Consider the following 22,346-nt stretch of genomic DNA (forward strand, 5'->3'; position numbering starts at 1 on the left):
TCGCTCTCCTTCTGTTCGTTTCGATCGGTTGGTGGGATTGCGTGATGCGTCAGGCGGCCTGGCGCGACATGACGCCGCGCAGGGTCCAGCTCAGGCGGTCGGGCGCGAGCCCGGCGAGTTCGAGCGAGTTCATGCCGTAGTCGACCGAGAGATGCAGGCCGGAGACGTAACTCGCGAGGTCGCTGCCGAGGAACGCGAGCACCTTGGCCATGTCGGCCGACTCGGCGAGGCGGCCGGCCGGGCCGACCTCGGCCTCGACCTTGTCCTGCCCGCCCTTCATCTCGGCGAACTCCGAGAGCATGCCCGACACGGTCATGGCGGGCAGCACGGCGTTGATGCGGATCTTGCGGAGGTCCGCGAGCGGGGAGACCTGCTCGGCGACCCAGAGATTCAGCGCGCGCTTCGACACGATGTAGCCGAGCGAACCGGGCACCGTGCCGAACTCGGCCTCGAACTCCTGCGTGATGCGCACGAGGTCGTCCCAGTCGCCGCCGCGCACGAACGGCACGAGCTCCTCGCGCACCGCCGGGTTCTCCCAGCGCAGTCCGCCGTTCGACGTCACGAACGTGATCGACCCGTGGTCGACGACGCGGTCGACCAGGTATGCGTCGGTGACGTACTTGTTCGCGATGAAGTTCACGGTCAGCGTCTCGAGGAACGTGTTGTGCACGCCCGAGATGCCGGCGACGCCGAAGAAGGCGTCGATCCGCGCCGGGATCTCCGCGAACGCGGCGTCGATCGACGCTCGCTCGCCGAGGTTCGCGATGATCGACTTGGCGATGCCCGGAACGGGCGGCTCGACGCGGTCGAGGGCGTACACGTTCGCGCCGAGGTCGACGAGGATCTCGGTGAGCGCCCGGCCCATGCCTGATGCCGCGCCGGTGACGACGACGGTCTTGCCGGTGTATCCGAAGTGATCGGTCATGTGCAGTGCTCCTTGCTGATGAATTCGAGAGGTTCTCGGTCGATGCCGAGATCGGTCGGGTGACGGATGTCGCTCAGGTGGCGGATGTGGGAGCGCAGGCGCTCAGTGCGCGACCGCGACGACCACGTCGTCGCTGTTCGCCGAGTCCGCCGAGCCTGCTGCGCCGGACTTGGGCGTGCGCAGCTGGGTCGCGACGACGAGCGCTGCGAGCGAGAGCACCGCAACCACCGCGAACACGGCGATGTAGCCGGCCTCCGACGAGAAGTGGGCGCCCGGGAGGATGAAGGCGGCCATGATCGAAGTGCTCAGCGAGGTGCCGACGCCCGTGAAGGCGGTCTGCACGACCGTGTACATGCCGGTGGCCTCGCTCGTGTTCTTCGCCGGGGCGCTCTCGACGACGAGCATCGGCAGGGCCGAGAGCACGAACGCGGTCGAGACGGTCAGCACGACCTGGCTGACGACGAATGCCGGGAACGAGTGCCAGACCGCCGCGCCGAGCGCCGTGAGGACCGCGGCGATGATGCCGGCGGAGGCGCCGATCATGAGCGAGATGCGGGCGCGACCGTTGCGGGCGATGCGACCGCTGAGCGGCGAGAGCGCGAAGCCGAACAGGCCGATCACGAACGACACCGCGCCTGCGGCGGCCGCGGCCATGCCGAATCCGACCGGCGCCTCCGTCGGGTACTGCATGATGAGCTGGCCGAGGTAGCCCGACATGCCGAGCGGCATTCCGAGCAGCGCGGCGGCGAGCATCGTGAGGCCGAGGTTGCGCTGGGCGAACAGGCGCACGTTGACCATGGGGGTCGGGTGGCGGAGCTCCCAGACGTACCAGCCGACGAGCACGGCGATGCCGAGCACGATGCAGCCGAGCACGATGGGCGAGAACCAGCCGAGACCGTGCGCCGCGTTGATGCCGAAGAGCACGAGCGCCAGGCCGGGAGCGAAGAGGATGCCGCCGAGCCAGTCGATGCGATCACGCGGACCGACGGGCGTCTCCGCTCGGAGGAAGAGCGCACCGACGACGGTGACGACGGCCATGCCGATCGCGACGGCGAAGATCGAACGCCAGCCGAACGCGTCGAGGATGTTGCCGGCGATGATGTTGCCGGCCGCGCCGGCGAGCATGGCGGTGCCGGCGACGAGCGAGACGGCGGTCGTGAGGTGCTTCGACGCGACGGCGTCGCGGATGATGCCGAAGCAGAGCGGCAGCAGGCCGCCGGCGAGACCCTGCACGGCGCGGCCGAGGATCACGCCCTGGATGTCGTTGGACACGAGGCTGATCACCGATCCGGCGATCGAGGCGACGAGCAGGATGATCAGCACGCGCTTGCGACCGAAGATGTCGCCGAGGCGTCCGCTGATTGCGGCGGATGCCGCGCCGACGAGCAGGAAGCCCGTCAGCACCCAGCTGACGGCGCTCTCGGTGCTGTCGAACTCGGTGATCAGGCTCGGCAGCGCCGTGTACATCATCGTCGACTCGAACGAGCTGACGACGGCGACGAGCATGAGCACCGCGATGACGAAGGCGAGCGGGCGGCGGCGGGAGGCGGCTGCCGGTTCGGTCGTCTGGGTTGAGGTCATTTCCACTCTCCACATTGAGGGTCGGATGCGCCGACGAGGCGTTCGAGACGATTCGGGAATCCGGGGCTCTCACCCGGCCTTCACCGTGGCCGTGGGTTGGGGCGAACGCGAGCGACGGCGCCTGCGCCGTCGCTTGAGGCGGCATCGTTGCCCTGCTATCGTTCGGTTGAAAAGAACGGCTGATCTCTACAACAGAACTAGTGTGCGACAAGACTTCCCTCGTGTCAACGCGGATGGCGGAAGTCATTTTTGAGCGCCTGCGCTCATTAATGGCACTCCGATGACGAAGGGCCCGACGAGCATCGCTCGTCGGGCCCTTCGCGTCGATCCGGCAGGATCAGCCGATCGGCAACTGCACCACGAACTCGGCATCATGCTCGATCAGGCCCATCTTGCGGCCGCCCTTCGAGATGTCGAGACCCTCGAAGAACTGCTCGTTGATCGCGATGAACTGCTCCTCGTCGCCGTCGAGCTCGTCGTCGTATCTGATGGCCTGCGTAGGGCATACCGCCTCGCAGGCACCGCAATTGATGCAGAGATCCTGATTGATGTACATCATGCGCCCGCCCTCGAAGAGGCAGTCGGCCGGACAGACCTGGATGCAGCTGCGATCTTTGACGTCCACGCACGCCTGGGTCACCACAAAGGCCATTTCATTTCTCCTTCTCGACTTCGTCGTCTGAGCGGATGCCGTCTGGACTCGCCGCTTGGTCTTGAGTACACTGACGACACTTCTAAGCGTTGATTCTCAAATCTAACACCCGGAAGCACCTATTACGAGATGCACAGTGACCAAGGCTGTTCACGACAGGAGAACTCGATGACGACAGCGACCTTCTCGATGCAACGCATCGACCCGTACTCGCCCCCGGCAGAGCATCTGCGCCTGCAACAGGAGGCTCCGGTCAGCCAGGTGCCCTGGCGCAACGACACGACGATCTGGGCCGTCACCCGGCATGCCGACGTCCGCACGGTACTCGGCGACGCCCGCTTCAGCTCCGATCGTTCGCTGCCCGGGCACCCGACCTTCGCCGGCTACACGTCCGCGAGCAAGCTCAAGAACCTCATCGAGATGGACCCGCCCGAGCACACGCAGCAGCGCGTGCGGGTGATGGGCGAGTTCACCGTCAAGAAGATCGCCGCGATGCGTCCGCGCATCGAGCAGATCGTCGAGGAGACCATCGACGCGATGCTCGCGTCGGGCACCGAGGCCGACCTCGTCGAGGCGCTGTCGCTGCCGGTCCCGTCGGTCGTGATCGCCGAGCTCCTGGGCGTGCCGTTCGAGGATCACTCGCTCTTCCAGGAGAACAGCGCGGCCTTCGTCGAGGCCGACGCGACCCCCGAGCAGCGCATGGCCGCGATGGGTGCGCTCAAGGAGTACATCGGCGGCCTCGTCGCCGATCGCATCGAACGGCCGGGCGACGACATCCTGAGCCGCCAGCTCGCCGCGGGCGCACCGCCCGAAGAGCTGACGGCCCTCGGCTTCCTGCTGCTGATCGCCGGCCACGAGACCACCGCGAACATGATCTCGCTGTGCGTCGCGACGCTCATCGACAAGCCCGAGCTGCTGCAGCAGCTCCGCGAGAACCCGGCCCTCCTTCCCGGTGCGGTCGAGGAGCTCCTGCGCTACTTCACGATCGCCGAGGTCGGCGGCCTCCGCCTCGCCACGGCCGACCTCGAGGTCGGTGGAGTGCTGATCCCCGCCGGCGACGCGGTCTTCGCGCTCTGCAACACCGCCAACCGCGACGCCGAGGTCTTCCCCGAGCCGAACACGATCGACTTCACCCGAGGCGCACGCAACCACGTCGCCTTCGGGTTCGGCCCGCACCAGTGCCTCGGCCAGAACCTGGCCCGCCTCGAACTCGAGATCGTGCTCGAGGCCGTCATCCGACGCATCCCCACACTCCGCTTCGCCGGCACGTTCGACGACATCTCGTTCAAGGAGTGGGGCCCGAACTACGGCGTCTACCGCCTCCCGGTGGCGTGGTGACGATGCAGCTCACCGCGAACCGCGCCACGTGCATCGGGGCCGGGCAGTGCGTGTTCACCGACCCCGACGCGTTCGACCAGGACGACGACGGGCTGGTGCTCGTGCTCCGGCCCGAGCCTGCGGCGACTGAGGAGATCGCCCGCGCGACGGAAGCCGTCCACGTCTGCCCGAGCCGGTCGCTCCGGTTGGTCGAGTCGGCCCCGTGACCCGCGCGACCGCGCGGCGATTCCCCACCGCATCCGAGAGACGGAGCAACGCATGACCCTGAAGCAGACCACCGAGGCTCCCGCCCTGGCCGACCCCTACGAGCCCTGGCTCCGGCGCATCGCCGACGACCATGAAGCCGCACGCCACGAGCCGGGCGTCCAGTGCCGCGGCTCGGTCGCCCGCATCGACGAGGCGGCCCGCCTGCGCGGCATCGCGTCGGTGCAGCTCGGCCGGGCGATCTCGCTGGAGCGCGAGGTCGAGACCCGGCCCGACCGGCTGGCCGACGGTCGGGCGATCGCGGATGCCGAAGCCAAGCAGTGGCGGGCGCTCGGCAACGCCGATCTCCCGCAGGGCCACGGCAGTGTCGACCTGAAGGTGACCGTCGGCCTGCACGGCCGCCACGCGCACGGCGGCGACGTCATCTCGTACGACGCGCACGGCGTGCACAACACGCACCTCGACGGGCTCGCACACATCGGGGCGGATGCCGCGTGGCACGGTCCGATCCCGGCCGAGGCGTCGCAGACCGACGAGGACACCATGGTCAACTGGGCGCAGCACGGCATCGCGACCCGGGCCGTCGTGCTCGACATCACGACCGTCAGGGACGTCGAGTGGGTCACCGCGGATCGGCCCGTCACGGCCGCCGAGCTCGACGCCGCCCTCGAGGCCGCCGGGGTCGACTTCGTCCCGGGCGATGCGCTCGTGGTCTATCAGGGCCGCGACCGATACGAGGCCGCCGGCAATGTCTACCCGAGCGGCGCGGCGGCCGTCGCCCGCCCGGGCATCGGCGCCGACGGTTCCGCGTGGATCGCCGCGAAGGAGCCCGGTGTGCTGCTGTGGGACTTCCACGACGCGCGCGACAACGCCCGGGGTTCGCTCGAAGTGCACAACCTGATCTCGGCGATCGGGCTCTGCATCGTCGACAACTGCCTGCTCGGCCCGGCCGTCGAGACGCTCCGCGAGGCGGGCGCGGCCACCGGTCTCGTCGTCGCGGCTCCCACCGCGATCCACCGATCGACCGGCGTGCTCATCAACCCGCTGCTGCTCTACTGAGCCGCAGCCCCACCAGCCCGATGGGGCCGGCGACCCGCGAGGGTGCCGGCCCCATCGGCGTCGGCCGCGACATCCGCAGGCCGGACCTGACGATCGCAGAGGCGACTGCCGTCCCGGAACACCGCCGCCGACCGCGGGACGCAGAACGCAGAACGCAGAACGCCGACGACGCTCCAGGTCGGAGACGTCGCCGGCGTTCTGCGTTCGGGGTCGGCCGCGCGAACAAACCGCCTCAGTCGAGCGGGAAGTGGCAGGCCGCATACTGCCCGGGCCGCACCTCGCGCATGGCGGGCTCCTCGATGGCGCAGACGTCCTGCGCGATCGGGCAGCGCGCGCGGAACCGGCAGCCCGACGGCGGGTTGAGCGGCGAGGGGATGTCGCCGGTCAGCGCAGGCCCGGTGAAGCCCTCCGGGCTCTCGGGCGAGGGCACCGAGTCGAGGAGACCCCGGGTGTACGGGTGAGCGGGGCGTGCGTACACCTCGACGGAGTCGCCGAACTCGCACGTCTTGCCGAGGTACATGACGAGCACGTTGTCGCTGAAGCTGCGGACGACGCCCAGGTCGTGCGCGATGAAGACGATCGTGAGGTCGTACTTCGCCTTGAGCTCCTCGAGCAGGTTCAGCACCTGCGCCTGCACCGAGACATCCAGTGCCGAAACCGGCTCGTCGCAGATGAGCAGGCCGGGCTTGACGGCCAGTGCGCGCCCGATCGCCACGCGCTGCGCCTGGCCGCCCGACAGCTGCCGCGGCAGCATCTCGGCGAACCGTTCGCTCGGCAGGCCGACCTGGGTCAGGATCTCGGGCGCCTCAAGCTCGCGCTGCTTCTTGGCGACGCCGCCGATCTCGGCCCCCTCCATGACGAGGTCCTTGACCGCGCGACGGGGGTTCAGCGAGCTGACCGGGTCCTGGAAGATCATCTGCATGTCGCGGCGCAGCTCGCGCATGCGCGCCGGCGAGGCCGACTCGATGCGCTCCTCGCGATAGCGGACCGTGCCGCCCGCGATCGGGTCGAGGCGCAGCACGGCGCGTCCGGTCGTGGACTTGCCGCAGCCCGATTCGCCGACGATGCCGAGCGTCTCGCCGGGCAGCAGGTCGAAGCTGACCCCGGCCACGGCCTTGAAGGCCCCTCGCGCCGTGTGGTACTCGACCTCGAGATCCTCGACCGACAGGATCGCCGCGTCTCCGCGCAGGTGCGCGCTGCCGCTACCGGCCAACGAGCTCACCTTCTCTCATGTTCGTGGGGTTCAGGCAGGCCACCGCGTGATCGACGCCGACGCCGAGCATGGCCGGCTGAGCCGAATCGCAGGCTTCGGATGCCGCGGCGCAACGAGGTGCGAACCGGCACCCGGGCGGCGGGTCGGTGGGAGAGGGCAGCGACCCCGAGATGACGTTGAGCGGTGCGTGTCGAGCGTGTTCGATCGACGGGGTCGCACCGAGCAGCGCGCTCGTGTAGCGGTGCCGCGGATCCTCGAAGACCTCGTGGCTCTCGCCGATCTCGGCGAGCCGGCCCGCGTACATGACCGCCGTGCGGTCGGTGCGGCCGGCGACGACGTGGAGGTCGTGCGAGATGAGCATGAGCGACATGCCGCGCTCCGTCTGCACGCGACGGAGCAGATCGAGCACCTGCCGCTGGATCGTCACGTCGAGGGCGGTCGTCGGCTCGTCGGCGATGAGCAGGTCGGGCTCGCACGCGAGCGCGACCGCGATCATGACCCGCTGCCGCATGCCGCCCGAGAGCTCGTGCGGGTAGGCGCGAAGTCGCTGCTCCGGGTCCGGGACGCCGACTTCCTTCAGCAGGTCGAGGGCACGGGTGTTCGCCTCGCTGCGGGAGATGCCGAGATGTCGCCGCATGCCCTCGGTGAGCTGGCGCTCGATGCGCACCACGGGATTCAGCGAACGGCCCGGATCCTGGAACACCATCGCGATCTGCGGACCCCAGATCTCCTGGAGCTCCTTGCGGGACAACCCGAGCAGATCTCGGCCCTTGAAGAGGATCTCGCCCGTGCGATCCGAGCGCGCCGGCATCAGGCCCATGATCGCCCGGGCCATGACCGACTTGCCCGAGCCCGACTCGCCGACGACGCCGAGCGCCTCGCCTCGGCGCAGGTCGAACGACACGCCGTCGACGGCTCTCACCACGCCCTTGGGGGATCCGATGTACGCGTGGAGGTCGGTGACCTCCAGCAGCTCTGCGGTCATCGCTGCTCCTTCCTTCGTCTTGCCTTCGTGTGCCTTCGGCGTGCCTTCGGCGTGCCGCCCGTGTGCCGTCGCGCGAGACGGGCCGGGGTGCGAGGCATGGCGCCCCGCACCCCGGGTCGGCTCAGGACTGGTCGAGCCAGATGTTCGCAGCCGCCGGCGTCGTGTAGCCGTAGATCTCGACGCCGTGCACCTGGTCGGTGACGGTCGCACCGTTCAGGTACTCCTGGAACAGCACGTACGGCACGACCTCGGCCAGACGCTCCTGGACGATCTTGTACTGGGCCTTCTGCTCCTCGAGGTCGGTCGTCGCGAGCGCGGCATCGAGCGCCGCGTTCAGCTCGGGGTCGTCGATCCGCGAGTAGTTCGTGCGGTTCGCGTCCCCGCTCAGGGCACCCCACAGGCGCGAGGCCGGGTCGACGAAGGCGAGCGAGGAGCTGGCGAGGTTGTAGTCGCCGGTCGTCGTGACGACGCCCTGCTCCGACGAGTCGCGCTGATCCGCGGTGACGGTGACGTTGTCATACAGCGCGAGCTGCGCCTGCAGCGCGTCGAAGTACGCCGGACCGGTGCCGGGGAAGACGGTGTACGTGAACTCCACCGGCTTGCCCTCGTCGGCGAGTTCGTCGAAGAGCTCCTGCGCCTTCTCGGGGTCGTAGGTCTGCAGCGCGATGTCCTCGTAGAACGGCGAGTCCTTGGTGAAGAGCGTCTTCGGAACGGAGCCGTTGCCCTTGTTGACCGCGTCGGAGAGCTGCTGGAGGTCGAGGGCGTACGCGACGGCCTGTCGAGCCCGCACGTCGTCGAACGGCGCCTTCGCGGTGTTGAACATGAATCCGATACCGCCGTTGAAGGTGTCGATCACGTTCGTGTAGCCCGCGGCCTCCGCCTCCACGAAGGTCGAGGCATCCGAGTTCAGGATGATGTCTGCCTGACCCGAGATGAGAGCGTTGAGCCGCTGGGTGTTGTCCGTCACGCCCTGGACCTCGATCGCGTCGACGTACGCGGGATCGCCGAAGTAGTCCTCGTTGCGGGCGAGCTTCAACGTGCCGCCCGGGGTCCAGCTCTCGAAGACGAACGGGCCGGCGCCGATGGGGTTCTTGTTGAACGCCTCCTGCCCCTGTTCGAGCGCGGTGGGCGAGGCGATCCACTGCAGGGCGTAGATCGGCATGAGGCCGAGCAGGCCGGGCGTCGGCACCACCATGTGGAGCTTCGCGGTGCGGGCGTCGACGATCTCGATGTCGTCGATCTGGCTCGCGACGCCGGCGCTCGCGGAGCCGAGGGCCGGATCCTTCATGCGATCCCAGTTGTACTTGAGCGCCTCGGCGTCGAAGGGCGTGCCGTCGGTGAAGGTCATGCCCTCACGCGTGACGACGTCCCAGGTGGCACCGCCGTCGCTCGTGGTGAACGACTCGCACAGGCCGCAGTCGTAGCCGCCGGTCTCCTCGTTGGCGATGACGAACTGACCGTAGAGGGCCGTGTACGTGATCGGCATCGACGTCGAGCTGAACACCTGCACGGGGTCGAAGCCCGTCGGCTGCACCACTTCGAGCACGCGGAGTGTCCCGCCCGCCACGGGTTCGCTCGAGACGGAGTCGCCGCCCGTCGCCGCCTCGCCCGAGCCGGCGCATCCGGCGAGCAGCAGCGCTGCAGCCGTCACGACGGCGATCAGCGCTGATCGCTTCCTGGTGATCATGGTCATCCTGTCCTTCTCTTGGTGGGTCATCGGTTCGGTGCTGCGGTCGGTACGTGCAGGTCTGATGCGCGGTGTCGGTGCGCGGTGTCGGTCGGCGGGGTCCCGGTCAGTCGCGGAGCGTGCGGTCGAAGCGCAGGCGCAGGTGCTCCCCCGCCTGGTTGAGGGCGAAGACGGTGAGGAAGAGCACGGTCGCCGGCACGAAGACCAGGTACGGGGACGTGCGCATCTCGGCCGCGCCGGCGTTGATCATGCCGCCCCAGCTCGGGGTGGGCGGCGGCACGCCGAGTCCGAGGAAGCTCAGCGATCCCTCGGCGACGATCAGCGCCGCGACGACGAGCGGGAGATAGGCAGCGATCGTCGGCACGACGTTCGGCAGGATCTCGCGGAGCACGATCCGGGTGTCGGAGGCGCCCATGTTCCGCGCGGCCCTGACGAACTCCCGGCTCGACCACGCCATCGTGTTGGCGCGCGCGAGCCGGATGAACGTCGGGGTGCTGGTGAGCGCGAGTCCGATGAGCAGCGTCGGAACGCTCGGCGAGAAGATCGAGGTGATCGCAAGCAGGAGCACGAGGGCGGGGAACGAGAGCAGCACGTCGGCGGCGAGGGTGACGATCCAGTCGACCCTCCCGCGGAAGTACCCGGCCAGCAGTCCGAGGATCGTGCCGACCAGCACGCCGCCCGCGGCCGACACCGTGCCGACGACGAGGGAGACCTGTCCGCCGTAGATGAGCCGCGAGAGCAGCGAGCGCCCCGTGCCGTCGGTGCCGAGGAGCGTGTCGAGCGATCCGAGCTGCGGCGGCTGGCGCGGCGGGCCGACGACCGCGTCGATCGGCGCGATCGGCAGCACCGACGCGAAGATCGCGAGGAAGACGACGAGCCCGATCCAGAAGTAGGAGAACCAGACGAGGACCGACCACTGTCGCTTCGCCGGGGCGACGACGGGGATCCCGGTGCGTGCGCCACGAAGGGCCTGTCCGGATACCGAGGAGATGCTCCTGGTGACGACGGTCATGCCGACACCGCCTTCCCTTGAGTCGTGCGGGCCTTCGCGGCGACCGGCGCCTTCCTGGCCCGCGGCCCGCGACGCACGCGGGGGTCGATGGCCCCGTATCCGACGTCGACGAGCATGTTGATGACGACGAAGCCGACCGCGATGAACGCGACGACGCCCTGCACGGTCACGACGTCGCGCTGGATGATCGAGCTCGAGATGAGCTGTCCGATTCCGGGCAGCACGAAGAGCGCCTCGACGATGATGGTCCCGCCGATGAGGCGGGCGAGGCTGAGCCCCGAGATCGTCAGGAGCGAGAACGACGACGGCCGGAACGCGTGCCGGAACAGCACGTAGGTGCCGGTCATGCCCTTCGCCCGAGCCGCGGCGACGTAGTCCTCCCGGAGCGTGCCGATGAGGTCTGCGCGCAGCACCCGGTGGAACGCCGCGATCTCGGTCAGCGCGACGGCGAGGGCCGGCAGGATCGCGCCGCGGAGGTTGGGCCCGAGGCCCTCCTCGATCGGCGTCCAGCCGAGTGCCGGAAGGGTCTTCATCGTCACGGCGAAGAAGAAGACGAGCACCGGGCCGGCGACGAACGCCGGGATCGACAGGAACGCCGAGGTGACCGCGTTGATCCCGCGATCGAGCCCGCTGTTCGGGAACGTCGCCGAGAGCACGGCGAGCGGGATCGCGACGAGGAGCGCGATCGACAGCGCCAGCACCGCGAGCTCGAGCGTCACCGGCAGCCGCTGCATGATCGCCTCCGTCACCGGGATGTGGGTGATCGGCGAGGTGCCGAGATCGCCCTGCAGCGCGGAGAACAGCCAGTCGAAGTACTGGACGAAGAAGGGACGGTCGAACCCGAGCTCGGCGTTCATCGCGGCGACGGCCTCGGGGGTCGCCGCCTCGCCGAGGATGACCTCCGCGACCGATCCCGGCGCGAGCGCCATGAGCGCCTGCACGCCGATCGTGACGAGCAGGATCACCAGGAGCGCGTAGCCCCCGCGTCGGAGGATGTCAGACCACATCGCAGGCACCTCCCGCCACTGCGGCTGGGGTCGAATCGTGATCGTGCACTCGGACTCCTTTGTCGAGTTCGTCGGCGAACCGACGTCACATCAGATCGTTCCGCTAGACGGAACAGCGTTGCAGTACAACGCAACACATGAGGATTGTGCAGGCTAAATTGCGCTGTGTCAATGAGTATTGAGCAAACCTGCTCAATCAGTTGCCGACATCACAACGACACGAAGGGAAAGGTTTACCTCACCAAGACAACGCCGATCAGGCTCGCTGCGCTCCACCATCCGAATGAACTAAGCATTCGTGTCGAGATATTGAAACGATCGCGCCGGTGGCCGAAGATGGCGCGCGAGAAGGTCGCGATCGCCGCGATCGTGCGGGAATCAGAGTCGGCGTCGGCGTCCGGCCCGGAGTGCCCCGAAAACACGAAAGCCCCGGATCTCGAAGATCCAGGGCTGTTGACTGTGTAGCGAGGGCGGGACTCGAACCCGCGACACCACGATTATGAGCCGTGTGCTCTAACCACCTGAGCTACCCCGCCGGGAAGGCTTCACCGGCTCTGCCCGAAGGCCGAACCGAGAGAACCGAGCCCCGAGTCAGGATTGAACTGACGACCCCTTCCTTACCATGGAAGTGCTCTACCACTGAGCTATCGGGGCGTTCGCCGTAATCGGCAACCTGAAGAGGATATCACCTCTTCGGCCAACTTCCGAACCAGGGGCCGGGGCCGACGATACCGGCTTCCGCCATGGCATCGTCGCGCTCCCGGCACACGGTCAGAGGCTCGTGAACCCGCTCGACGCGCTGCCCGCACCGACGCCGACCATCACCAGGATGAAGAGGAGGTACAGCACGAATCCGACGACGAAGAGTCCGCTCAGGATGTACCCGAGGAGGAGCCCGGTGAGGGCCGCGGCACCACCCTGTTCGCCTCGTTCGCGAATCTGTCGGCGGGCGATGTGTCCGCAGACGATCGCGGCGATCGAAGCGAGCAGTCCGAACATCAGGCTGCCGACTCCCAGGCCCAGCGCCACCCACGCAAGCACGTTGTGCGGGGCGGCGGTCGGCGGTGCCCATGCGGGCGCGACGCCGTATGGCGTGGCCGGCGGCAACGCGGGCGCACCGTAGGGTGCGGCACCGGTCGGCAGGACACCGCTCGGCGGCGCCGCGGGCGCGACGGGGATGGGCGTGGGCGTGGGTGCGTCCATGTGAGGGCTCCGGCTCGATGGGGTTGGTGCCAGGTCAGATCGCCATGCTACTGGGCCGCCGTCCGCCGGCGGCGGCGCCCGCCTGTGAGCAACGCCGATCGGTCGCGACCGGAACGTATCCTCACCAGACCGGCGACGCGACCCCGGGCAGCAGCCAGGCCGTGAACGACGGGCCGTCGCTCTCGAGATGAACGAGACCTTCGGATGCCGCGAGCCGGCCATCGCCGTAGAGGGCCGTCGCGACATCCGCCGCAGTCGCACTGCCGAGCGCCGCCGCGTCGAACGACGACGTCGCACCCGCACGTGCCGCGAACACGAGCACCGAGGCATCCGTGGATTCGCGGACGAACGCCACGGTGTCGTCGCCGACCGCGAGCCAGCGGATGCCGCCGGTCGCGAGCACGGGGTGCTCGCGCCGGAGCCGCAGCAGCGCGCGGTACGTCTCGAGCACGGGAGCCACCTCGGGCGAGCCCTCACTCCCCCACGGCATGGGCGTGCGCGACGCCTCGCCGTCTTCGCCCGTGAGGCCGAACTCGTCGCCCGCCCACACGACCGGGATGCCGGGCAACGTCGCTGCGAGGCCGAGTGCCACGGGCACCGTGCCGGGGCGCGCGTGCGTCGCGAAGCGCGGGGTGTCGTGGGTGTCGAGCGCGTTCATGGTCGCGGCGCGCGTGCGCCACGGGAACTCGGCGGCGAACCGCAGGTGCGTCGCGACGAACTCGCCGCCGGTGAAGGTCGGCACCCGGCCGAGCGCGAAGCCGATGCCGCCGCCGCCCGGGCTGCCCGGCTCGAGCAGCCAACTCCACAGCGGTCGGGTGAACGGCGTGTACGACATGGCGCCGTGCCATGCGTCGCCCTGGAAGTCGCTCGCGGCGTCGTTCGTCGACTCGCCGAGCAGGATCGTGTCGGGGTTCACGTCGAGCATCGTGCGGCGGATCGTCTGCCGCACCGCGGCGTTCAGATCGGCCCCGCCGAGTCGGCCGGTCATGTTCGCGACGTCGATGCGCCAGCCGTCGAGACCGAACGGCGCCTGCAGGTACTTCGCGACGACCGAGTCCGGCCCCTCGATGAAGCGGCGCCGCAGTTCGGCCGAGCTCCAGTCGAACTTCGGCAGGCTGGGCACGCCGAGCCAGGACTCGTAGCCGCCGCCGTGCTCGGCGTCGCGGAAGAAGTAGAAGGAGCGCTCGGATGCCGCGGGGTCGGCCTGCGCCGCCCGGAACCACTCGTGCGCGTCGCCCGAGTGGTTCGACGTGAGGTCGCCGATGACGCGGATGCCGCGGGCGTGCGCCGCCTCGACGAGCCGCACGAGCGCGTCGTCGCCGCCGAGCAGCTCGTCGACGTGGTCGAACGTCGACGCGTCGTACCGGTGGTTCGACCGGGCCGGGAAGACGGGCGTCAGGTAGAGCAGGTCGACGCCGAGCGACTCGAGGTGGTCGAGCTTCTCGCGCACGCCGTCGAGGTCGCCGCCGTAGAACTGACTGGACCGATAGGGCGGGTCGAGGCGCTGCGGGTCGCCCCATTCGGCGGGGAACGCCCAGTCGGGCGCCGGGCGCGCGTCAGCCGCCGACGACCGCCCGAAGCGGTCGGGGAACACCTGGTACAGGATGCTCGACGCGGCCCACGCCGGAGCCGGCTCGTGCGCCACGAGCCGGAAGTCGTCGCGGTCGCGCGTCTCGGTGGCGCTGAGCCCGAGCTGGTTCAGCCAGTGCTGGCGGCCGTCGGCGCCTACGAGCAGCCACCGGTACCCGTGCACCGGGTTCTCGACCTCGACCTCGGCCTGCCACCACGCCCAGCCGTCGGTGGTCTCGACGACGGATGCCTCGGCGAACCGCGGCTCGCGGTTCGGGTTCGATCGGGTGCCCACCCACGCGAGCGGGCCGATCGGCGAACCGTCGGCGGCCGCCGCGTCGGCCGGCACTCGCAGCCGCACCGACACCGTCTCGCCGAGCGCGGGCGCGGCATTCGAGACGTGCAGCGGCGACCCGTCGTGGTGCGGATGCAGCGGGCTCAGCTGAACGGACATGCGCTCACCCTTCCATCTCCGTGTGACATCGGCATGAACTCGCCCGACGCCGCCGCACGACGCCGCCCCGCGGCATCCGCCTACTTCACCGCGCCGGCGGTCAGGCCGCCCACGATGTACTTCTGCAGGAAGAGGAACAGCGCCACGACCGGCAGGGCCGCGATGACGGCGCCAGCCGAGAACGCGCTCCAGTCCGCGTAGCGCGGGTTCGACACGAGCTTCGTCAGGCCGACGGCGAGGGTCTGCTTCTCGGTGTCGATGAGCAGCACGGATGCCACGACGAACTCGTTGACCGACGCGATGAACGAGAGCAGCGCGACGACCGCCAGGATCGGCGCGACCAGTCGGAGCACGATCGTGAAGAAGATGCGCGCGTGCCCGGCGCCGTCGATCTTGGCCGCCTCGTCGATCGAGACGGGGATCGTGTTGAAGAAGCCGTACATGAGGTAGGTGTTCACGCCGAGCGCGCCGCCGAGGTAGACCATGATCAGTCCGATGTGCGTGTTCAGGCCGATGGCCGGGAACAGGTCGCCGATCGCGCTCATGAGCAGGAAGATCGCGACGACGGCGAGCAGCTGCGGGAACATCTGCACGACGACGATGCCGATGAGGCCGAAGCGACGGCCCGTGAACCGCATGCGCGAGAACGAGTACGCCGCCAGCGCTCCGAGGAACACCGTGAGCAGCGCGGTGATGCCCGCGATCATGAGCGTGTTGCCGAGCCAGGTCGTGAACGGCACCTGCGGGTCGGTGAGGATCCGCACGTAGCTGTCGAGCCCGATCTTCGAGAACAGGGCGTTCGATCCCGTGAGCGTGCCGTTCGGGTTCAGCGACGACGAGACGACGAACACGATCGGGAACAGCGAGAACAGGAGCATGAGCACGCCGACGATGTGCCGCCAGCCGGTCGCGCGGAACCAGCGGCCGAAGTTGAACGGACGCTTCGGCATCTCGCGCACCTGACCGGTGCCGAGGCTGGCGTGGGCGCGGGTCGAGTCGTCGAACTCCTCGAGCTCGCCGACGACGAGGCCGGCCTGCGTGCCGGGAACGGGCTTGCGTGCCATCAGTTCAGCTCCTCGAGGGACTTGGTTCGGCGGAACGCGATGATCGAGATCACGGCCACGATGAGGAAGATCAGGATCGAGTAGGCGCTCGCGAGGCCGTAGTCGCGCGTCTGCCCGGTGAAGGCGACCTTGTAGACCATCGAGATCAGGATGTCGGTGAACCCGACGGGGATGGGCGCGTTCGAGTCGCGCGGCCCGCCGTCGGTGAGCATGTAGATCACGTTGAAGTTGTTGAAGTTGAACGCGAACGAGGCGATGAGCAGCGGCGCCACGCTGACGAGCAGCAGCGGCAGCTTGATGAGGCGGAAGATCGCCCACGGCTTCGCTCCGTCGACGGTCGCGGCCTCCTGCAGCTCTTCGGGGATCGACTGCAGCGCACCCATGCACACGAGGAACATGTAGGGGAACCCGAGCCAGAGGTTCACGACGAGCACCGACACCTTGGCGAGCCATGGATCGGTGAGCCAGGGGATCGAGGCACCGCCGAACAGCACCTGGTTGATGAAGCCGAAGCTCTCGTTCATCATGCCCGCCCACACGAGCGCCGACAGGAACGACGGGATCGCGTACGGGAGGATGATCAGCACGCGATAGAACTTGCGGCCCCGCATGCGCGCGTCGTTGAAGACGATGGCGAGGAAGAGCCCGAGGAAGAACGTCGACGCGACCGAGATGAGCGCGAACGCGAACGTCCAGAGCGTCACGTACACGAGCGGCCCGGCGAGGCGCTCGTCGGTCACGGCGCGCACGAAGTTGTCGAAGCCGATGACGATCTGCCAGCCCGGCAGCAGCTCGGTGCCGTCCTCTGCCGTGAACGCGCCCGTGCCGATGTCGGAGTAGACGGTGCCCGTCTCGAGGTCGGTCATGGTGCCGGCGGTCTCGTCGTACTCGAGCGTCGAGACGTAGAGGTACGCGCTCGACGCGTCGGGCGTACGGATCGCACCGTCGTTGGGGTCGCTCGAGTAGGGCACCGCGAGTTCGGTGATCTCGTCGGTGCGGGCGAGCACCTGCGCGAAGTCGAGCGTGGTCCAGCCGTCGGCGGCGACGGCCTTGTCGCCGTCGAACTCGGCGCTGACGGGTTCGAGCGGCTGCTCGGCCGTGCCCACGAGCGCGTCGCCCTCGGGGTCGGTCACGAGCAGCCCGAGCTCGCCGCCCCGGTCGACCACGGTGACGGGGTAGCTGGGCGAGTCCTCGACCCGCTCGAGCGACGAGGCCATGAGCGAGGAGACGGCCTGCTCCTTCGAGCCGTTGTGGCCCGTGCCGTAGTTCGTGAATGCGATGTACCCGGTGTAGACGAGCACGAACACCTGGAAGATCACGAGGAAGATGACGCCGGGCGTGAGGTACTTCGCGGGCAGCTTGCGCCGCGAGAAGTAGATCCAGTTGACGGCGATCGCGACGATCGCGACGATCGCCGCGACGAGCCACTGCTCGGCGCCGACGAGGATGATGATGCCGAAGATCGCGAGCGCGTCGACGATGCCGAGACCCAGCAGCTTCACGAGCAGCACCTTGACCCCGACGGATGCCGCGTCGGCGATGCCTGCGGCCTGTCGCTGTCGTCGCGTGGGCGGCGTTCCGCCCGTGGCGCCCGTGTTGGGCTCGCCGGCCGTGGCCGGGTCGTCGATGGTGGTGCTCATGCTGCCTGGTCTTCCTGTCGAGTCGGAGGGGGATGCGCCCCAGGGGCGGAGCCCGTCGCCGGCCGCGCGATGCGCGGACCTGCACGACGGGCCCCGCCCCGGGGCATCCGCTCTCTTAGCCGGCGATCGCCGCCTGCACGTCGGCGGTGAGCTTCTGCCACGTGGTCACCGGGTCGGCACCGTTGATGATGTCGGCCTCGGCGATGCCCCAGTACTGCCAGACCTGGCCCATGGCCGGGATCGCGGGCATCGGAACGGCGTCGGCACCTGCGGCGGCGAAGCCGGCGAGGATCGGGTCGCTCGAGGCGGTCTCGGCGGCTGCGGCGTTCGCGGGCAGGATGTTGCCGGCCTTGAACAGCTCGAGCTGGGTGTCCTCACTGCCGAGGTAGTTGACGAGGAAGTCGTTCGCGGCGACCTTGTTCTTCGACTCGGCCGAGATGAAGAAGCCCTTGACGCCGGCGAAGGGCTGCGCCGGGTCGGCGGTCGGGCTCGGGGTCGGGTCGACCGCGACGTTGATGCCGGCGTCGACGGCTGCGCCGACGTTCCACGGGCCGGTCAGCCAGAAGGCCGCGGTGCCGTCGAGGAAGGCCTGCTTGGCGATGTCACCGTCGATGTCGGTGTTGAAGACGCCGGTGCCGTTCTTGCCCTGCGAGCCGAGCCAGGTGGCGAACGCCTCGCCGCCGGCGCTGCCGAGCTGCAGGTCGTCGGCGTTGTAGCCGTTCTCGTCGCTGCCGAACACCGGGGCGCCGAACGCCGTCTGGAACGGGTACAGGTGGTAGGGGTTGCCCTCTGCGCCCTGCTCGACGACGAACGGCTGGGCGAGGCCGGCGGCCTTGCCCTTCGCGATCATGTCGTCGAAGCTCGTGGCGGCCTCGGGGATGAGGTCGGCGTTGCGCAGCACGGCGATGTTCTCGACCGCGTACGGGAGCATGTAGACGGTGCCGTCGTAGGTCGACGCGTCGATCGCGACGGGGAGGTAGTCGGCGGCGGAGTCGCCGAGCTCGAGCGGCGCCACGACGCCGTTGGTCGACAGCTCGCCGAGCCAGTCGTGCGCACCCATGGTGATGTCGGGGCCCTTGCCGGTCGGCACCTGCTGGATGAAGTCGTCCTTGATGTCGGCGTTGTCCTTGCCGACGAGGTCGACCTTGACGCCGGTCTTCTCGGTGTAGGACTCGGCCGCGCCCTTCAGCGCGTCGACGCGCTCGGCGTCGACCCAGACGGTCAGCGTGCCGCTGGCCGAGGCTTCGCTCTCGGAGCCGCTGTCGGCGCCGGCGCAGCTCGCGAGGCCGAGCGTCGCGACGACCGCGACAGCGCCTGCGGCGAGGAGGCTCTTCGTGTTCACCCTCATTGGTGTGCCCTTCTCAGTGTGCGTTGAGACCGGCTCCTTCGCCGGGCGACGACGCGAGTAACCCCCGAATGAGGGACAGCACGTGCACCGAGACCGAAAGGCCGTTCTTCCGTGTGGAATGCCCGCAAGAAATGCAAGCGATTACAGGTATACCTTTCATCAAGTCAATCGCCAAACCGGGAACCGTCTATCGATACGGGTTTGTGACCATTCGAGTTTCCGGCTCGTTATGCAAGCGTTTCCATTGGGTTGACGGATGTCGTACAGTGTCGCCATGACTTCCGAGTGGTGGCGTACCGCCACGATCTACCAGATCTATCCACGCTCCTTCGCCGACGCGAACGGCGACGGCATGGGCGACCTCGCCGGCATCACCGCGCACCTCGCCGACCTCCAGGAGCTCGGCATCGACGCCATCTGGCTGTCGCCGTTCTATACGTCGCCGCAGAAGGACGCCGGCTACGACGTCGCCGACTACTGCGACGTCGACCCGCTGTTCGGCACGCTCGCCGACTTCGACGTGATGCTCGCCGAGGCGCACGCCCGCGGCATCCGCGTCATCGTCGACCTCGTGCCCAACCACTCGTCGAGCGCGCACGCCTGGTTCCAGGCCGCCCTCGCCGCCGAGCCGGGCAGCCCCGAGCGCGCCCGCTACCTCTTCCGCGACGGTCGTGGTGCGAACGGCGACGAGGCCCCGAACAACTGGGAGTCCGTCTTCGGCGGCCCCGCATGGACGCGCATCACCGAGGCCGACGGCACGCCCGGCCAGTGGTACCTGCACATCTTCGACAGCTCGCAGCCCGACTTCGACTGGACCAACCCCGAGGTGCACGAGGAGTTCCGGCGCATCCTGCGGTTCTGGCTCGACCGCGGCGTCGACGGGTTCCGCGTCGACGTGGCGCACGGCATGGCCAAGGCCGAGGGCCTGCCCGACTACACGCCGCCCGCCGAGGGCGGCAGCATGGGCGGTGCAGCCGGCCTCGACGGAGCCGACGGTGCTGGAGCGCCCGGGGTCGCCCTCGAGCCCGAGATCAGCGACGAGGAGCCCGCCGGCGCACCCTATTGGGGCCAAGACGGCGTGCACGACATCTTCCGCGACTGGCGACTGCTGCTCGACGAGTACCCCGGCGACCGCATCCTCGCGGCCGAGGCGTGGGTCGACCCGCTGCCGCGCCTGGCGAACTGGGTGCGCCCCGACGAGATGCACCAGTCGTTCAACTTCGCCTACCTCGAGACCCCCTGGGAGGCCGCGGCGCTCCGCTCGGTCGTCGACGCCTCGCTCGCCGCGTTCGGCGCCGTGGGCGCGCCCTCGACCTGGGTGCTCTCGAACCACGACGTCGTGCGCCACGCCACGCGCCTGTCGGTGACCGAGCCGAACCCGCAGGGCCACGGACTGGGTCCGCGCTCGAAGGGCCTGCCCGAGTACGCCACCGGCGTGCGCCGGGCCCGCGCGGCCACCGCGTTCATGCTCGCGCTGCCCGGCTCGTCGTACCTCTACCAGGGTGAAGAACTCGGCCTGCCCGAGGTCATCGACCTGCCCGACGAGGCCCGCGAAGACCCGACCTGGTTCCGCACGAACGGCGAACGCTACGGACGCGACGGATGCCGCGTGCCGCTGCCCTGGAACGCGGATGCCGCGAACTACGGCTTCGGCGCCACCGGCACGCCGTGGCTGCCGCAGCCCGAACAGTGGCGCACGCTCGCGCGCGACGCGCAGCGCGGCGACGCGGAATCCACGCTCGAGCTCTACCGGGCCGCCCTGCGCCTGCGGCGCGAGCACGCGCTCGGCGCCGGCACGCTCGAGTGGGTCCCGCTCGAGGGCGTCGCCGACCCCGCGGTGCTCGCCTTCCGAAACGGCGACATGCTCGTCGTGGCGAACACGGGCTCGACGCCCGTCGCGCTGCCCGAGGGCGACGTGCTGCTCGCGAGCGGCGCGCTCGACGGCGGCACGCTGCCCGGCGACACGACCGTCTGGATCGCCGCCTAGCCGTTCCCGGCGCGGCCTCCGCGCTCGCGCTCCCGAACGGGCGTCCGCACCAGCGGGCGCCCGTTCTGCGTGCGTCTGCCGGCTCAACCGGCGCCCCGCGACATCCGCCCGCCTGCGACATCCGCCCGCCCTCTGCGTCACGGGTCTTCGGCGCATTCGTCGCCCGATGAACCGGCCCGGATGCGGCGGAAGCCCGTGGCGGAAGCCCGCGAGGGCGGCGCGTCAGTTCGTGTTGGCGTAGAGCCATTCGAGCGGGTCGACCCACTCGCCGTTGATGCCGCCGATGCGGATCTCGAAGTGCAGGTGCGGGCCGGTCGACATGCCGGTGTTGCCGGTGTTGCCGACGACGTCGCCCACGTGCACCGTGTCGCCGATCTCGAAGCGGCGCGAGTCGTACTGCATGTGCGCGTAGACGCTCGTGACGGTCTGTCCGTCGATCTGGTGGTCGATCATGGTGACGACGCCGAGGGATCCGCCCTCATCGGTCGAGCCCGACACGACGCCGTCGGCGATCGCCTGGATCTCGGCGCCGTAGCCGGGGTTGAAGTCCTGACCGTGGTGGTCTTCGGAGCAGCCCGCGCAGTCGCGGTAGCCGAACCGGTCTCCGATGTGCACGCCGACGGCGAAGGGCCACTGGATCGTGCCGCTGGGGTTGTTCGTGAAGGTCGCCTCGGGGCGGATGCCGGCCGCCTCGGCGTACTCCTCGATGGTCTGCGACGCGTAGCCCTCGCGGTCGACCGACTGCGCCACGACGTCGCCGTTGATGAGCATGCGCTGCCCGTCGATCGAGTCGGTGCCGTACTGCGAGAGCGCGAGCGCCTGCACGTCGTCTTCGGTGAGCAGCGAGAGCGCGGGGATCGTCGTGGTCACGGCGAGCATCGCGACGAAGCTCATGGCCACGATGCTGGCGATGCCGCGGGCCCGGCGACGCTGGGGGTTCGGCGCACTGCGCACGGCGGCGTCGGCCCTGGCCGGCGTCTCGGCCGTGCTGCGGCGCCGACCCTGGTGCGGCGCCGAGGCACCGGCCGCTGCGGAGTTCGCGGACCGACGCGATGAGCGGGCGGATGCCGCGGGCTGACGGCTCGCGGGGTGGTGCGGGCGGCGGGCGGCGGTCGGCTCGGCTTCGCCGGCGAGCGCCCCGTCGGCCTGGAGACCGAAGATGTCGAGTCCGGAGATCTCGGTGCTCGCAGCGGGGATCGACAGCGGCGCCGAGCGCGGCGCGGCCGTGGGGATCTGCGGCGGCGTGGGGATCTGGGGCACCGAGGCGGACGACGCGTCGGACTGCGAGGGCACCTGCGTCGGTGCGCCCTGGTCGAACGCGCGGCGGGCGCGGCGCGAGGACTCGGGGGCGGGCGCCGGAGCCGGGGCGGGCGCCGCCTGCGGTGCCGTGGCGCCGCCGCCGAACAGCTCGTCGAAGG

Annotated in this window: 19 protein-coding genes and 2 tRNA genes; 5 read left to right on the forward strand and 16 right to left on the reverse strand. The window is 69.5% G+C overall.

The window, feature by feature from the left end:
• Positions 1–49 precede the first annotated feature (49 nt).
• The 3 genes from GQR16_RS13660 to fdxA all read right to left on the reverse strand — a co-directional run bounded on the left by GQR16_RS13660 (position 50) and on the right by fdxA (position 3,158).
• Positions 50–925 (reverse strand): SDR family oxidoreductase, encoded by an 876-nt coding sequence (locus tag GQR16_RS13660; protein WP_157415695.1) that lies wholly within the window; start codon positions 923–925, stop codon positions 50–52.
• Between the two features lie 102 nt (positions 926–1,027).
• Positions 1,028–2,506, reverse strand: coding sequence for an MFS transporter (locus tag GQR16_RS13665; protein ID WP_170298501.1), 1,479 nt, complete (start codon positions 2,504–2,506; stop codon positions 1,028–1,030).
• Positions 2,507–2,843: 337 nt separating this feature from the next.
• Positions 2,844–3,158 (reverse strand): ferredoxin, encoded by a 315-nt coding sequence (fdxA, locus tag GQR16_RS13670; protein ID WP_157415697.1) that lies wholly within the window; start codon positions 3,156–3,158, stop codon positions 2,844–2,846.
• Between the two features lie 168 nt (positions 3,159–3,326).
• On the opposite strand from fdxA, the gene GQR16_RS13675 reads away from it, so the two are divergent.
• Genes GQR16_RS13675 through GQR16_RS13685 form a run of 3 tightly spaced genes read left to right on the forward strand, consistent with a single transcriptional unit; the run spans position 3,327 to position 5,759 of the window.
• Positions 3,327–4,496 (forward strand): cytochrome P450, encoded by a 1,170-nt coding sequence (locus tag GQR16_RS13675; RefSeq protein WP_157415698.1) that lies wholly within the window; start codon positions 3,327–3,329, stop codon positions 4,494–4,496.
• 2 nt (positions 4,497–4,498) lie between these two features.
• A complete protein-coding gene (locus tag GQR16_RS13680) occupies positions 4,499–4,702 on the forward strand; it encodes a ferredoxin (protein ID WP_157415699.1) in 204 nt (67 codons plus the stop codon).
• Between the two features lie 52 nt (positions 4,703–4,754).
• Complete coding sequence (locus tag GQR16_RS13685; protein WP_157415700.1) at positions 4,755–5,759, forward strand: cyclase family protein; 1,005 nt, start codon at positions 4,755–4,757, stop codon at positions 5,757–5,759.
• Positions 5,760–5,991: 232 nt separating this feature from the next.
• Here the strand turns inward: GQR16_RS13685 and GQR16_RS13690 are convergent, their stop codons facing one another.
• The 5 genes from GQR16_RS13690 to GQR16_RS13710 form a co-directional block, all read right to left on the reverse strand.
• Positions 5,992–6,972, reverse strand: coding sequence for an ABC transporter ATP-binding protein (locus GQR16_RS13690; protein WP_157415701.1), 981 nt, complete (start codon positions 6,970–6,972; stop codon positions 5,992–5,994).
• Positions 6,962–7,957: an ABC transporter ATP-binding protein gene (locus tag GQR16_RS13695; RefSeq protein WP_157415702.1), complete on the reverse strand. Its 996-nt coding sequence runs from the start codon at positions 7,955–7,957 to the stop codon at positions 6,962–6,964. Before GQR16_RS13695 ends, GQR16_RS13690 begins: the two co-directional genes overlap by 11 nt.
• 121 nt (positions 7,958–8,078) lie before the next feature.
• Positions 8,079–9,650, reverse strand: a complete 1,572-nt coding sequence (locus GQR16_RS13700; protein WP_170298502.1) for an ABC transporter substrate-binding protein — start codon at positions 9,648–9,650, stop codon at positions 8,079–8,081.
• 100 nt (positions 9,651–9,750) lie between these two features.
• Positions 9,751–10,656, reverse strand: coding sequence for an ABC transporter permease (locus GQR16_RS13705; RefSeq protein WP_157415704.1), 906 nt, complete (start codon positions 10,654–10,656; stop codon positions 9,751–9,753).
• Positions 10,653–11,663 carry an ABC transporter permease gene (locus GQR16_RS13710; RefSeq protein ID WP_157415705.1) on the reverse strand — a complete coding sequence of 337 codons (1,011 nt, stop codon included), beginning with the start codon at positions 11,661–11,663 and terminating at the stop codon, positions 10,653–10,655. Before GQR16_RS13710 ends, GQR16_RS13705 begins: the two co-directional genes overlap by 4 nt.
• A gap of 171 nt (positions 11,664–11,834) precedes the next feature.
• Between GQR16_RS13710 and GQR16_RS13715 the strand changes: the two genes are divergently transcribed.
• On the forward strand, positions 11,835–12,128 hold the full coding sequence (locus GQR16_RS13715; protein ID WP_157415706.1) for a hypothetical protein: 294 nt from the start codon (positions 11,835–11,837) through the stop codon (positions 12,126–12,128).
• Here the strand turns inward: GQR16_RS13715 and GQR16_RS13720 are convergent.
• From GQR16_RS13720 to GQR16_RS13750, 7 genes are all read right to left on the reverse strand, one after another.
• A tRNA-Met gene (locus GQR16_RS13720) sits at positions 12,126–12,199 on the reverse strand. The genes GQR16_RS13715 and GQR16_RS13720 overlap by 3 nt on opposite strands.
• A gap of 46 nt (positions 12,200–12,245) precedes the next feature.
• Positions 12,246–12,317 (reverse strand) — tRNA-Thr (locus GQR16_RS13725).
• A 117-nt stretch (positions 12,318–12,434) separates the two neighbouring features.
• Entirely contained in the window at positions 12,435–12,866 is a 432-nt protein-coding gene (locus GQR16_RS19615) for a DUF4190 domain-containing protein (RefSeq protein ID WP_170298503.1), read from the reverse strand.
• A gap of 121 nt (positions 12,867–12,987) precedes the next feature.
• Entirely contained in the window at positions 12,988–14,889 is a 1,902-nt protein-coding gene (locus GQR16_RS13735) for a glycoside hydrolase family 13 protein (protein WP_157415708.1), read from the reverse strand.
• Positions 14,890–14,969: 80 nt separating this feature from the next.
• Positions 14,970–15,839: a sugar ABC transporter permease gene (locus GQR16_RS13740; protein WP_157415734.1), complete on the reverse strand. Its 870-nt coding sequence runs from the start codon at positions 15,837–15,839 to the stop codon at positions 14,970–14,972.
• A gap of 113 nt (positions 15,840–15,952) precedes the next feature.
• Positions 15,953–17,593: an ABC transporter permease subunit gene (locus GQR16_RS13745; RefSeq protein ID WP_157415709.1), complete on the reverse strand. Its 1,641-nt coding sequence runs from the start codon at positions 17,591–17,593 to the stop codon at positions 15,953–15,955.
• A gap of 115 nt (positions 17,594–17,708) precedes the next feature.
• On the reverse strand, positions 17,709–18,941 hold the full coding sequence (locus GQR16_RS13750) for a sugar ABC transporter substrate-binding protein (protein WP_157415710.1): 1,233 nt from the start codon (positions 18,939–18,941) through the stop codon (positions 17,709–17,711).
• Positions 18,942–19,215: 274 nt separating this feature from the next.
• On the opposite strand from GQR16_RS13750, the gene GQR16_RS13755 reads away from it, so the two are divergent.
• Positions 19,216–20,928 (forward strand): glycoside hydrolase family 13 protein, encoded by a 1,713-nt coding sequence (locus tag GQR16_RS13755; protein ID WP_246200839.1) that lies wholly within the window; start codon positions 19,216–19,218, stop codon positions 20,926–20,928.
• Between the two features lie 222 nt (positions 20,929–21,150).
• Here the strand turns inward: GQR16_RS13755 and GQR16_RS13760 are convergent.
• Positions 21,151–22,346: M23 family metallopeptidase (locus tag GQR16_RS13760; RefSeq protein ID WP_157415712.1), on the reverse strand; the 1,196-nt coding region annotated here is incomplete at its 5' end.

Source organism: Agromyces allii (assembly GCF_009749385.1).
Classification (GTDB): domain Bacteria; phylum Actinomycetota; class Actinomycetes; order Actinomycetales; family Microbacteriaceae; genus Agromyces; species Agromyces allii.